The sequence below is a fragment of the Aliihoeflea sp. 2WW genome (genome assembly GCF_000497755.1).
Lineage (GTDB): Bacteria > Pseudomonadota > Alphaproteobacteria > Rhizobiales > Rhizobiaceae > Aliihoeflea.
The window spans coordinates 258,312-271,273 of sequence record NZ_AYOD01000035.1 but is presented as its reverse complement, the minus strand read 5'-3'; the positions used below and the strand labels follow the sequence as shown (position 1 = coordinate 271,273).

At 64.4% G+C, this 12,962-nt stretch carries 14 protein-coding genes; 8 read left to right on the top strand and 6 right to left on the bottom strand.

Features of this window, described 5'->3' with window-relative positions:
* Positions 1–184 precede the first annotated feature (184 nt).
* The 5 genes from dnaJ to ALII_RS0115370 all read left to right on the top strand — a co-directional run bounded on the left by dnaJ (position 185) and on the right by ALII_RS0115370 (position 3,664).
* Positions 185–1,312, top strand: a complete 1,128-nt coding sequence (gene dnaJ / locus ALII_RS0115390) for a molecular chaperone DnaJ (protein ID WP_024588126.1) — start codon at positions 185–187, stop codon at positions 1,310–1,312.
* Positions 1,313–1,422: 110 nt separating this feature from the next.
* On the top strand, positions 1,423–2,019 hold the full coding sequence (gene pmtA, locus ALII_RS0115385) for a phospholipid N-methyltransferase PmtA (protein WP_024588125.1): 597 nt from the start codon (positions 1,423–1,425) through the stop codon (positions 2,017–2,019).
* 57 nt (positions 2,020–2,076) lie between these two features.
* A complete protein-coding gene (locus ALII_RS0115380) occupies positions 2,077–2,670 on the top strand; it encodes an NAD(P)H-dependent oxidoreductase (protein ID WP_024588124.1) in 594 nt (197 codons plus the stop codon).
* Positions 2,667–3,368, top strand: coding sequence for an orotidine-5'-phosphate decarboxylase (gene pyrF / locus ALII_RS0115375; protein ID WP_024588123.1), 702 nt, complete (start codon positions 2,667–2,669; stop codon positions 3,366–3,368). Before ALII_RS0115380 ends, pyrF begins: the two co-directional genes overlap by 4 nt.
* Positions 3,369–3,370: 2 nt before the next feature.
* Complete coding sequence (locus ALII_RS0115370) at positions 3,371–3,664, top strand: DUF1330 domain-containing protein (protein ID WP_024588122.1); 294 nt, start codon at positions 3,371–3,373, stop codon at positions 3,662–3,664.
* On the opposite strand, the gene dgcN is transcribed toward ALII_RS0115370, so the two are convergent.
* The gene (gene dgcN / locus ALII_RS0115365) at positions 3,665–4,663 is read right to left on the bottom strand and encodes an N-acetyltransferase DgcN (protein ID WP_024588121.1); all 999 of its coding nucleotides are present in this window, start codon (positions 4,661–4,663) and stop codon (positions 3,665–3,667) included.
* Between the two features lie 190 nt (positions 4,664–4,853).
* Between dgcN and ALII_RS0115360 the strand changes: the two genes are divergently transcribed.
* Positions 4,854–5,585, top strand: a complete 732-nt coding sequence (locus ALII_RS0115360; RefSeq protein WP_024588120.1) for an SDR family oxidoreductase — start codon at positions 4,854–4,856, stop codon at positions 5,583–5,585.
* A 22-nt stretch (positions 5,586–5,607) separates the two neighbouring features.
* Positions 5,608–6,450: an ureidoglycolate lyase gene (locus ALII_RS0115355; RefSeq protein ID WP_024588119.1), complete on the top strand. Its 843-nt coding sequence runs from the start codon at positions 5,608–5,610 to the stop codon at positions 6,448–6,450.
* Between the two features lie 82 nt (positions 6,451–6,532).
* Here ALII_RS0115355 and ALII_RS0115350 read toward each other — a convergent pair whose 3' ends face one another.
* From ALII_RS0115350 to ALII_RS0115330, 5 genes are all read right to left on the bottom strand, one after another.
* Positions 6,533–7,435, bottom strand: coding sequence for a carbohydrate ABC transporter permease (locus tag ALII_RS0115350; RefSeq protein WP_024588118.1), 903 nt, complete (start codon positions 7,433–7,435; stop codon positions 6,533–6,535).
* Between the two features lie 4 nt (positions 7,436–7,439).
* Positions 7,440–8,339: a sugar ABC transporter permease gene (locus ALII_RS0115345; protein ID WP_152529655.1), complete on the bottom strand. Its 900-nt coding sequence runs from the start codon at positions 8,337–8,339 to the stop codon at positions 7,440–7,442.
* A gap of 133 nt (positions 8,340–8,472) precedes the next feature.
* Entirely contained in the window at positions 8,473–9,792 is a 1,320-nt protein-coding gene (locus tag ALII_RS0115340; protein WP_024588116.1) for an ABC transporter substrate-binding protein, read from the bottom strand.
* A gap of 64 nt (positions 9,793–9,856) precedes the next feature.
* A complete protein-coding gene (ugpC, locus tag ALII_RS0115335; protein ID WP_024588115.1) occupies positions 9,857–10,921 on the bottom strand; it encodes a sn-glycerol-3-phosphate ABC transporter ATP-binding protein UgpC in 1,065 nt (354 codons plus the stop codon).
* A 49-nt stretch (positions 10,922–10,970) separates the two neighbouring features.
* Entirely contained in the window at positions 10,971–11,741 is a 771-nt protein-coding gene (locus tag ALII_RS0115330; RefSeq protein ID WP_024588114.1) for an SDR family oxidoreductase, read from the bottom strand.
* A gap of 186 nt (positions 11,742–11,927) precedes the next feature.
* Between ALII_RS0115330 and ALII_RS0115325 the strand changes: the two genes are divergently transcribed.
* Positions 11,928–12,938 carry a LacI family DNA-binding transcriptional regulator gene (locus tag ALII_RS0115325; protein WP_024588113.1) on the top strand — a complete coding sequence of 337 codons (1,011 nt, stop codon included), beginning with the start codon at positions 11,928–11,930 and terminating at the stop codon, positions 12,936–12,938.
* The last annotated feature ends 24 nt before the right edge of the window (positions 12,939–12,962 follow it).

The following is a 12,962-nucleotide window of genomic DNA, read 5'->3' as shown; positions in this document are numbered from 1 at the left end:
CCGGCCGTGCGCCGGGTTTCTTCGTTTTTAGCTGCGCGCTGTTGCTGAAATGCGCATGGAGAACGGCGCCGCCTATGGCATACCGGCCGCAGGCTTCCTAAATCGGGCAGCTAGGCGCCGCGCTTCGGCTCGAAGCGGATGCGCCATTCCTTCGCCCAATCGTGAGACTGAACCAGGGATGACCATGAAGGCCGACTATTACGAGACCCTCGGAGTGCAGAAGGGCGCTGACGAGAAGGAATTGAAGGTCGCCTTTCGCAAGCTGGCCATGCAGTATCACCCCGACCGCAATCCCGGCGACCACGAGGCGGAGAAGAAGTTCAAGGACATCAACGAAGCCTATGAAGCGCTGAAGGACCCGCAGAAGCGTGCGGCCTATGATCGCTTCGGTCATGCCGCGTTCGAACAGGGCGGGTTCGGCGGTGGCGGAGCGGGCTTCGGTCAGGCCGGCGGTTTCGCCGATATCTTCGAGGACATCTTCGGAGAGATGATGGGCGGCCGCCGACGCGGCGGCGCCAACAATCGCGGCGCCGATCTGCGCTACAATATGGAAGTCACGCTCGAGGAAGCCTTCGCCGGGAAGACCGCCCAGATCAGGGTGCCGTCCTCCATGGCCTGCGACGAATGCGCGGGCTCCGGCGCACGGCCGGGGACGCAGCCCGTCACCTGCTCGATGTGCGGCGGCGCGGGCCGGGTTCGGGCGCAGACGGGCGGTTTCTTTTCCGTAGAACGGACCTGCCCGCAATGCCAGGGACGCGGCCAGACCATTCAGGACCCGTGCCGCAAATGTGCCGGCCAGGGCCGCGTCACCGAGGAGCGTGCGCTCTCGGTCAACATCCCTTCGGGCATCGAGGATGGCACCCGCATTCGCCTTGCCGGCGAGGGCGAGGCCGGGCTGCGTGGCGGGCCGTCCGGCGACCTCTACATCTTCCTGTCTCTGAAGCCGCACGAGTTCTTCCAGCGCGACGGCGCGGATCTTTACTGCAAGGTTCCGATCTCGATGACGACGGCTGCGCTCGGCGGCGCGTTCGAGGTCGCGACGCTCGATGGCACGCAGACGCGGGTCAAGGTGCCCGAGGGCACCCAGCATGGCCGCCAGTTCCGCATGAAGGGCAAGGGAATGCCGATCCTGCGCCAGAACCAGGTCGGCGATCTCTACATTCAGGTCGCGGTCGAGACGCCGCAGAGCCTTTCCAAGCGCCAGCGCGAATTGCTGGAGGAGTTCGAGGAGCTTTCCTCGACCGCGAACAGCCCGCAATCCTCCGGCTTTTTCTCGCGTATGAAGGATTTCTTCGAATCGTTCGGCAACTAGGCTGAGCGCAATTGCGACACACGATCCCGTGTGAGCGACATGTTTGTCCTTGTTCGGTCACGCTTAGCCTGTAGTCTCCCGCCACTGCCAAATGGAGGGACGACGCCGCGATGAAGACCGGGCTGCAGAAGCTGACGCGCCATTTCGACGAAGAACTGAAGTTCCTCAAGGGCTGGATCGACCAGCCGCGCGCCGTCGGCGCCATGCTTCCGACCAGTTCCGTCACCGCGCGGCGCATGGCCTCGGTCATCAACCCCGAATCAGGCCTGCCCGTTCTCGAACTCGGACCCGGCACCGGCGTCATCACCAAGGCGATCCTGGAGCGGGGCGTTTCGCCGCAAGACCTCTATTCGATCGAGCATTCGGCCGATTTCGTCGAACATCTCAACGAGCAGTTCCCGCAGGTGAACGTCATCAAGGGCGACGCCTTCGATCTTGATGCGACGCTCGGCGACAAGAGCGGCCTTCAGTTCGACGCCATCGTGTCCGGTGTGCCGCTGCTCAACTTTTCCGTCGACAAGCGCGTCGCCTATGTCGAGGACCTGTTGCGCCGCGTACCGCCCAGCCGCCCCGTCGTTCAGCTCACCTACGGGCCGATGTCGCCGGTGCCGGCTGGTAAAGGCGACTACGTCGTCGAACATCTCGATTTCGTCATGCGCAATTTCCCTCCGACCCAGCTCTGGCTCTATCGACGTCCCTTGGTCTGACACTTTGACAGACGCGGCGCGCCCCGGTAATCGCGTTGGCAGCGATTAAGAGGGTTCATGCAGGCAGCACCACGCATCCTTGTCTTTGCAGGGTCGATCCGAACCGGCGCCTATAGCGGCCAGACGGCCGACGTGGCGCAATCCGAACTCGGCGCGCAAGGCGCCGACGTCACCCGCATCTCGCTCGCCGACTACCCGATGCCGATCGTCGACCAGGATCTCGAGCGCGAGCACGGCGTCCCTGAAAATGCGCTTCGGCTCGCGCGCCAGATCGCGGCGCATGACGGGCTGCTGATCGCGAGCCCCGAATACAACTCCTCGATCCCGCCTCTGCTTAAGAATGCAATCGACTGGGTCAGCCGCGTCCATGCCGACAATGGCAAGCCGTTCAAGCCTTACGCGGGCAAGGTGGCGGGGCTCTGCTCGTCGTCGGACGGCAATTTTGCCGGCATTCGCGGGCTCTACCATCTGCGCGCCGTCCTGATGAATTGCGGCGTCGAGATCGTCACGCCGCAATGCTCCGTCGCGCGGGCGGGCGAGGCGTTCGACGAACATGGCCGCTTCAAGGACGAGCGCACGCGCAAGGCCATGGAAAACGTCTGCCGCACCTTGATCGACCGCGCGCGCCTGCTTTCACCGAGGATGAGATGACGACAACCGACAACCGCCTCATCGTCGGTCTCGACGTGCCGACGATCGCTGACGCCGAGCGGATTGTGCGCGATCTCGATGGGATCGTGGGCTTCTACAAGATCGGCTACCAGCTCGTCTTCGCCGGGGGGCTGGAATTTGCCCGCGACCTCGCCGCTGAAGGGAAACAGGTTTTCCTCGACATGAAGCTGCTCGACATCGACCACACGGTCGAGAAAGGTGTCGAGAACATCGTCAGGATGGGCGTGACCATGCTGACGTTGCATGCCTACCCAAAGGCAATGCGCGCGGCGGTGGCCGCCGCGCGCGGCAGCGACCTCACCCTTCTCGGCGTGACGGTCCTGACCTCGATGGACGCCGCCGATCTCATGGACGCCGGCTATCGCGACGACCCGGAGACGCTGGTCGCCCGACGCGCCGAGCAGGCGCGTGACGCAGGCATGGGCGGCATCGTCTGTTCGGCTGCGGAAGCCGCGCGGGTGCGCAGTATCGTCGGCCCTTCGATGGCGGTCGTCACGCCCGGCATCCGCCCGGCCGGCGCCGACCATGGAGACCAGAAGCGTGTCGTGACGCCCGCCGACGCCTTGCGCGCGGGTGCGAGCCATCTGGTCGTCGCGCGTCCCATCATCGCCGCATCCGACCGCCGCGCCGCGGCGATCGCCATTCTCGATGAAATGAAGACCATCCAAGGGAGATGAACATGGCCAAGGGTTACTGGATCGCACATGTCGATGTCCGCGATCCCGAGCGCTACAAGGATTACGTGTCGACCGCCAAGCCGGCCTTCGAGCGCTATGGCGCGAAGTTTTTGGCGCGCGGCGGCACCTACCACGCCATGGAGGGCAAGGGTCGCAGCCGCAACGTTGTCATCGAGTTCGCCTCGATCAAGGACGCGCTCGACTGCTACAATTCGGCTGAGTACCAAGCCGCCAAGGCGATCCGCCAGGAAGTGGCGGATGCCGAGATGACCATCATGGAAGGCTACGACGGGTAACTACCCCTCCAGCGCCTCGACAAGCCGTTCCGCCCCGTCGCGGAACGGATCGACGGCCGGCAGGCCCAGTCGCGCTTCGACTTCGGCGAGATAGGCGCGGGCGTCGGCCTCCGACATCGCCGCAGTGTTGATCGAGATGCCGACCACCTTGCAGCCGGGATTGACCATCTTCGCCATGGTCAGCGCGAGATCGCGCAGCGCCTCCAGCGACGGCAGCTTGTAGCCAGGCAGGCCGCGCATGTGATCGCGCGTCGGCTCGTGGCAGAGCACCAGCGCATCGGGCTGGCCGCCATGGATCAGCGCCAGCGTCACGCCCGAATAGGAAGCGTGAAACAGGCTGCCCTGTCCCTCGATCAGATCCCAGTGGTCGGCATCGTTGTCGGGCGTCAGCCACTCGACCGACCCGGCCATGAAATCGGCGATCACCGCGTCGAGCGGCACGCCTTCGCCGGTGATCAGGATGCCGGTCTGGCCTGTGGCGCGGAAGGTCGCCTTGAGGCCGCGTTCGCGCATGACCTTTTCCATCGCGAGCGCCGTGTACATCTTGCCGACCGAGCAATCCGTGCCGACGGCGAGGCACCGCTTGCCGGTGCGCTTGACGCCGTTGGCGATCGGATAGTCGACGGTCGGAATGCGCACGTCGATCAGCTTCGTGCCGTGGCGCTCGGCGGCTTCGACAAGTTCGGGCACTTCGGCAAGAAGATCGTGCAGGCCGGACGCGACATCCATGCCGGCCTCGATCGCTTCCTTCATCACCGCGATCCAGCTTTTGGAGATGACACCGCCGCGATTGGCCGCGCCGATGACGAGTGTCTTCGCGCCCGCGGCCTTCGCCTCGGAAATCGTCATGTCCGTCAGCCCGAGATCGGCCTTGCAGCCGTCCATGCGGAACTGGCCGACCGAGAGGTCGGGACGCCAGTCCTTGATGCCATTGGCGACCTTGGCTGCCAGTGGATCGGGCGCGTCGCCCAGGAAAAGGAGATAGGGGGTCTTGAGCATTGCAGGCCTCGGGGTTCGCGACAGGCTCGTTGTCGCATCTCACCGGGCAGGCCTCAAGGGCGAGACCGGATCGGCTTTAGGGCCAGACATGTCATGGCCGGCGTTGCTCACCTTGGCAGCGCTGCCAATAATCGGTTTCCATCGCCTCCTTGCGATGTTACGAGGGTGGAAAGCAGGAGGGGAGGTCACGATGATCGATCTGACGGGTCGAACGGCGCTGGTGACGGCCGCCGGGCAGGGCATCGGCCATGCAAGCGCACTTGCTCTGGCGCGGGCCGGCGCGACGGTCGTCGCCACCGACATCAATCCCGAGGGGCTCGCATCGTTCGACGGCGTGCCGCGAACTACCGCGCGTCGGCTGGACGTGCTCGACCCGGACGCCATCACGGCGCTGGCCGGTGAGATCGGCCAAGTCGACATCCTGTTCAACTGCGCCGGCGTGGTCCATGCCGGCACGGTTCTCGATTGCACGGAAGACGAATTCGACTTCGCCTTCGCGCTCAACGTCAAGGCGCAGGTCCGCATGATCAAGGCGGTGCTGCCGAGCATGCTGGAGCGCCGCGACGGCTGCATCATCAACATGGCGTCGGTCGCTTCGAGCGTGAAGGGCGTGCCCAACCGGTGCCTCTACAGCGCTTCCAAGGCGGCGGTGATCGGCCTGACGAAATCGGTCGCGGCCGACTATGTGGCGCGAGGCATCCGCTGCAACGCGATCTGTCCGGGAACGGTGGACAGCCCCTCGCTGCACGAAAGGCTGAGGGCGCAGGGCGACTACGAGGCGGCGCGCACGGCCTTCATCGCGCGCCAGCCGATCGGACGCATCGGAACGGCTGAGGAGATCGCCGATCTCGTCGTCTATCTGTCGGCGGCAAGCTATACGACCGGCGCGATCCACCTGATCGACGGCGGCTGGGCGATTTGAACAACAGGGAAGGGAACGACGCATGAAATTGCTGCGCTATGGCGAGCCGGGGAAGGAGAAGCCGGGGCTTTTGGATGCGGACGGTCGCATCCGCGACCTCTCGGGCAAGATCGCCGACATCTCGGGCGACGCGCTGACGCCGTCAGGGCTTGAAAGCCTTGCCAAGATCGATCCGGCAAGCCTGCCGCAGGTCGATGGCAATCCGCGAATCGGTCCCTGCGTCGGTGATGTCGGCAAGTTCATCTGCATCGGGCTCAACTATGCCGACCATGCGGCCGAAAGCGGTGCCAAGGTTCCGCCGGAGCCTATCATGTTCATGAAGCCGCGCTCGGCGATCGTCGGGCCGAACGACGAGGTTCGCATCCCGCGCGGGTCCGTGAAGACGGATTGGGAGGTCGAACTCGGCATCGTCATCGGTAAGACGGCGAAATACGTGTCGGAAGCCGACGCGCTTTCGCATGTCGCCGGCTACTGCGTCGTCAACGACGTGTCGGAACGCGAATACCAGCTCGAACGCCACGGCACCTGGGACAAGGGCAAGTGCTGCGACACGTTCGGGCCGATCGGTCCGTGGATGGTGACGGCCGACGAGATTGCCGATCCGCAGAACCTCGGCATGTGGCTGGAGGTCGACGGGCACCGCTACCAGGACGGCTCGACGAAGACGATGGTCTACGGCGTCGCCCACCTCGTCTCGTACCTGTCGCAGTTCATGACGCTTCACCCCGGCGACGTCATCGCCACCGGCACGCCGCCCGGCGTCGGCATGGGGCAGAAGCCGCCCGTCTACCTGAAGGCTGGGCAGACGATGCGGCTCGGCATCGAGGGGCTGGGCGAGCAGCGCCAGGTGACGGCCGCCGACTGATCGGCACACCGCAAGAACGGACGAAATGAAAGGCCGGTGCAGGGATGCACCGGCCTTTTCGCCGCTTCTCCTGGGAGGAAGTCTATTCCTTCACGGCGCCCGTCATCGACGACACGTAGTAGTCGACGAAGAACGAATAGAGGATGACGACCGGCAGCGAGCCGATCAGCGCGCCGGACATCAGCGCCCCCCATTCATAGACGTCGCCGCGCACGAGCTCCGTCAGCACGCCGACCGGAACGGTCTTGTTCTCCGAGGACGAGATGAAGGTCAGCGCGTAGATGAACTCATTCCACGACAGGGTGAAGGCGAAGATGCCGGCCGAGATCAGGCCGGGAATGGCCAGCGGCAGGACGATCTTGGTCAAGATCTGCCAGCGGCTCGCGCCATCAACGAGGGCGCTCTCCTCGAGTTCGAACGGGATCGAGCGGAAATAGCCCATCAGGAGCCAGGTGCAGAACGGAATTAGGAAGGTCGGATAGGTGAGGATCAGCGCCAGTCGCGTGTCGTAGATGCCGAACTGGAACACCATGAAGGCGAGTGGGATGAACAGGATCGACGGCGGCACGAGATAGGCGAGGAAGATCATCAGCCCCGTCACCCGCGCGCCGGTGAACCGCACCCTCTCGATCGCATAGGCGGCGAAGACGGACGCCGCCAGCGACAGGATCGTCGAGAAGACCGACACGATCATCGTGTTCCACAGCCAGCCCGGATAGGAAGTCTGGAACAGGAGATACTTGATGTGGTCGAGCGTTGGCCCGACGACCCAGAACGGGCTGTAGTCGCGATAGTTCGTGAGCTGGTGGTTGGGCTTCACCGCCGTCACCGCCATCCAGTAGAACGGGAACAGCAAGACGAAGACGAAGACGAAGAGCGGCAGGTAGACGACGACGATGCGGCGCATCAGCGTGTCGTACTGGTTCATGCCGACGATATCGTCTTCTGTGGCTTTTGCCTCGATTGCGTTGTCGGTCATGGTCATGTCCTCAATCGGCTCCGCCCTGCTGCCATTTGCGGCGTTGCAGGCCGAAGAAACTGAACAGGATCGCGCCGAGCAGGAACGGGATCATGGCCACGGCGATTGCCGCGCCTTCGCCGAGCTGGCCGCCGGGTATGGCACGCTGGAAGGAGAGCGTCGCCATCAGATGCGTCGCATTGACGGGCCCACCGCGCGTCAAAACGTAGATCAACTGGAAGTCGGTGAAGGTGAACAGCACGGAGAAGGTCATCACGACCGCGATGATCGGCGTCAGAAGCGGCAGCGTCACATAGCGGAAGCGCTGCCAGGACTTGGCGCCGTCGAGCGCGGCCGCCTCGTGCAGCGATTGCGGGATCGTCTGCAGACCGGCCAGGAGACAGATCGCGACGAAGGGAATGCCGCGCCAGACATTGGCGGCGATGACTGAGGCGCGCGCCAGGTTAGGGTCGCCGAGGAAGTTGATCGGTCGCTCGATCAGGCCCCAGTCCATCAGGACGAAGGAGATGATCGAGAATTGCGAATCGAAGATCCACCAGAAGGCGAGCGCCGACAGCACGGTCGGCACGACCCACGGCAGCAGGATGATGGCGCGAAAGAAGTTCTTGAACCGCAGATGCTGGTTCAGGACGAGCGCGAGCCAGAGGCCCAGTACGAATTTCAGAACCGTCGCGACGAAGGTGTAGAGCAGCGTGTTGAAGACCGAGAGCCAGAAGACGTTGTCGTTCCACAGCCAAACATAGTTCTCGAGACCGATGAAGACGCCCGGTCGACCGGTCGAGGTATCGGTGAAGCCGAGCCAGACGCCGAGGCCGAGCGGATAGGTCAGGAAGCACAGGAGAAAGGCGGCCGCTGGCAGCATGAACAGAAGGCCGAGCCCGTTGCGGCTTTCGCTGAGCCGCGTCAGCATCGATGTTCTGGGTCGCGATACGGCGATTTTTCCGCCTTCCAGGGTCGTGGACATTGGCCGTTGATCTCCGTCACAGGGTCGACTTGGCCCGAATGGGAAGCACCGGGCTCACGCGAGCCCGGTGCCGACCGCGTCAGACGCGGTAGTAGCGGTTGATGCGCCGTTCGGCGTTTGCGATCGCGTCTTCGGGCGTGCGCTGGCCGGTCACGGCTTCGGCGAACATGTCGACAAGGACATAGTCGGCCATCACCGCCGCGGACGCATAGCCGAGCGGGCCGGGCCAGCCATTCGGGCGCAAGCTCGCCGACGCCTTCGAGTAGGGCTCGTGGATCGGCGAGGACGTCCAGACCGGGTTCGACTCGTATGCCCGCAATGGCTGGCAGCAATAGGCGCTGGCGCCCTCGATCCACGCATTCATGTTGTCGGCTTCGTACATGAAGGCGAGATAGGCCTTGGCCGCTTCCGGATAGGGCGTGTGGTTGAAGATCGCCAGCGTCGACGTCTGGTGCAACTCGACCGATTCGCCGACCGGTCCGACCGGCAGCGTCGTGGTGCGGATGTCGTCGGCGATCTCCTGCATGGCCGGGTCGTTGCGCGCTGCGTAGTAGAGCGACACGCCATTGGCGACGAGCGAGCACTGTCCGGCCAGGAAAGCGCGGTTGTTGTTGATGTCGAGCCAGCTTTCGGTGCCGGGAATGAAGGTCGCGTAGAGCGCCCGCGCATATTCGATGGCAGCCAGAGTCTCCGGGCTGTTGATGGCCACCGCTCCGCTTTCGTCGACCATGCGTCCGCCATGGCTCCACAGCAGCCAATGCGCGTAGTTGTTGCCGTCGCCGACGGCTTTGCCGTGCGGGAAGCCTGCAGGTGTGCCATTGGCCTGCAGCGCCGTGCAAAGTTCCAGGAAGCCGGCTGTGTCGTTCGGGAATTCCGAGAACCCGGCCGCCTCGACCTGGCTTGCGCGATAGCAGATCGCGTTGCCGATGGCGCAGAGCGGCAGGGCGATGAAGCTGTCGTCGCGACGAGCATAGCCTTCGAGACCGGGATACCAGCCGCCATGCGCTTCGCCGAGCGCGGTGCCGAGCTCGGTCACGTCGACCAGCTTGTCGGGATATTGGTGCACGTCGTCGAACCAGCCCATGACGAGATCGGGGCCGGAGCCGATATTGGCGGCGACTGCCGCCTTGGGCCGCACGTCCTCCCAGCTTTCCTGATCGATCCGGACCTCGACGCCGGTCGCCTCGGTGAAGGCGCGTGTGTTGGCGTTCCACGCCTCTTCCTCGGCCTTGACGAAGGGAACCCAGCGCAGGAGCCGCAGCGTCGCGCCGGCTTCGGGCGTGTAGGTGGGAATGGCGTTTTGGGCGAAAGCGCGCCGCGGCATGGTTATGCCACCGAGCGCGGCCGTTCCGATAAGTCCGGCGGCACCTGTCATGATCTGTCTGCGATTGAACGTCATGTCATCTCCTCCTTCTTGTTTCGGACGTATCGGGACCTCCGCCCTTCTCGCCCGCTCCTCTGCCTCAGTCCCTAAGTCGTATCCCGCTGCCCGCGTCGAAGAGGTGCACCGTGCGCGGATCGATCGACACGTTCAGCGTTTCGCCCGGCGCAAGCATCACCCGCTCGCGAAAGACGCAGGTCACCTGCGTTTGACCGATGAGCCCGACGATCTGGCTTTCCGAGCCGGTCGGCTCGATGACCTGAACCTTGAGTTCGACAGGACCGCCCAACGAAAAGGATTCCGGCCGGATGCCGTACACCAGCGCCTTTCCGCGTGCGGAAGCGAGATCTGCGGGCGCAGGAAGCGCCACGCCGTCATCGGTGACGAAGCGGGCCGCGTCTGCCTCGTCGAGACGGCCGTTGAGAAAATTCATCGCCGGCGATCCGATGAAGCCGGCGACGAAGAGGTTGGCCGGATTGTCGTAGAGGTCGAGCGGCGCGCCGACCTGCTCGACGATGCCGTCATGCATGACGACGATCTTGTCGGCCATCGTCATCGCCTCGATCTGGTCGTGCGTGACGTAGACGGTCGTTGTGGTCAGTCTCTGATGCAGGTTCTTGATCTCGGTGCGCATCGACACGCGCAGCTTGGCGTCGAGATTGGAAAGCGGCTCGTCGAAGAGGAAGACCTGCGGATCGCGCACGATCGCCCGGCCCATCGCGACGCGCTGGCGCTGCCCCCCGGAAAGCTGGCGTGGGTAGCGGTGAAGCAGGTTCGACAGGCCGAGGATTTCGGCTGCGGGCTTCACCCGTTCCTCGATTTCGCTTTTCGAGGCTCCTGCGAGCATGAGCGAGAACGACATGTTGTCGGCGACGGTCATGTGCGGGTAGAGCGCGTAGTTCTGGAACACCATGGCGATGTCGCGCTCTTTGGGCGGCAGGTCGTTGACGATCCTGTTGCCGATGCGGATCTCGCCGGACGTGATGTGCTCGAGACCGGCCAGCATGCGCAGAAGCGTGGACTTGCCACAGCCCGACGGGCCGACGAGAATGACGAATTCGCCGTCCTCGATATCGATGCTGACGCCCTTGATGACGGGGTGATTTCCGAAAGACTTGCGTACGTCGTCGATTTCGACTGACGCCATTGGAGATCCTCCCTGATGTCCCGTTGCGCCTGCCTGTTCCGCGGGCGCGCTATCCGCGTCCGACGAACGGCATCGCGTTCGCCATGACGGTTAAGGTCAGTACGTTCGTGCCGAGCGGCAGACCGGCCATGTAGACGACCGCATCGGCGACATTGCGCGGGTCGATCGTCGCCTCGGCCCTGATGCTGCCGTCGGCCTGCAGGACGCCCTTCGAGATCGTGTCGGTCATCTCGCTCGCCGCATTGCCGATATCGATCTGGCCGCAGGCGATGTTGTGCGCACGCCCTTCGAGTGACGTCGCCTTGGTCAACCCGGTGATCGCGTGCTTTGTCGCCGCATAGGGCGCCGAGTTCGGGCGTGGCGTCGTGGCGGAAACCGATCCGTTGTTGATGATGCGCCCGCCCTTTGGCGATTGCGTCTTGAAGAGGCGCACCGCGTGCTGGGTGCACAGGAATGCCGATGTGAGATTGGAGGCGAGGACCGCGTTCCAGTCGGAAAAGTCGATCTCTTCCAGCGGCAAAGGCGGAGCATTTATCCCGGCATTGTTGACCAGGAGATTGAGCCTGCCGTGAACCGAGACGACTTCCGCGAAGAGATTCTTGACCGCGGCCGGATCGGCGAGGTCCGCCACGATGCCGGTGACCGCCAGCCCTTTGCTGACCAGCCGCGCGGCAGCGTCGTCCAGGATCTGGCCGCGCCGGCCCGTGATGACCACCTGCCATCCGGCTTCCGCCAGGGCCGTCGCGATCGCAAGGCCGACGCCAGTTCCGCCGCCCGTCACCAGCGCGACAGAAGAGGAATTCCGGTCATGGCTAACCATGCGGCAAAACCCGCACTGTCGGTGTCATGGCACTCCTCCCGGTACAACCTGACCGTTCACGAATGTGCGGGCGGGCAACCTGGAGCAAACGGGTAACGCATCGCCAAATTGCTGGCAAGTAATTTTTGGCAGCGCTGCCAAATAGTGGTAGCCGTGCCTGGACGTTGCGGTTAGGGTGTCGCCACCATGGACCAGGACGACGATCACAAGCACCGGAACGAGGTCACGCTGCGCGAAGTCAGTGCGGCCGTCGGCCTTGGAATGAGCACGATCTCGCGGGTCCTGCGCAATCACGGCTCCTTCTCGCAGGCGACCCGGGACCGCGTGATGAAGGCGGTCGAGGAATTGGGCTATGTGCCGAACCGGATCGCCGGAACGCTTGCCTCCTCGGGCTCCAACCTCGTCGGCATCGTCATCCCGTCCCTGCACAACATCGTCTTTCCGGACCTGCTGAGCGGCGCTGCGGTGACGCTCGATCCGATCGGCTTCCAGACGGTCATCGCCGTCACCGACTACGATCTCGACCAGGAGCAGAAGGTCATCCAGTCGATGCTGGCCTGGCGCCCCGCCGCCTTCCTGGTAGCCGGCCTGGAGCATACGCCGCGCACGCGCGCCATGCTGAAGAACAGCGGCGTGCGCATCGCCGAATTGCTGGATACCGATGGCGAGGGCATCGACATCGTCGTCGGCTTTTCGCAGCGCGAGGCGGGCGCCGTGAGCGGACGCCATCTCGTCGAGCGCGGTTACCGGCGGATCGGCTATGTCGGCCCGCAATTCGCATGCGACCCGCGGGCGCGAAAACGCTTTGCCGGCTTCAGCGAGGTCCTCGCCGAGGCGGGCGCCAGCGTCGTGGAAACGGAACTCATCGGCCGGACGTCCTCGACGGAAGCCGGCCGTGCCGCGCTCGAGCGGATGCTGGCGCGCACCCCCGATCTCGACGCGGTCTATTTTTCGAATGACGACTTCGCGGTGGGCGGCCTGTTCCACTGTTTCGCCAACGGCATCTCGGTGCCCTCGCAACTTGCCATCATGGGCTTCAACGGCCTCGACATCGGCCGCTTCGCACCGCAGCCGCTGACGACCCTGCGCACGCCGCGCACCGAGATCGGCGAGATCGGCGCCCGCATGGTGATGGAGCCGGGAGGCGCGAAGGTCGTCGACGTTCCGTTCGAACTTGTCAGGGGAGCCACGACCTGAGCGGTCGATGCGGGGAGGCATCGG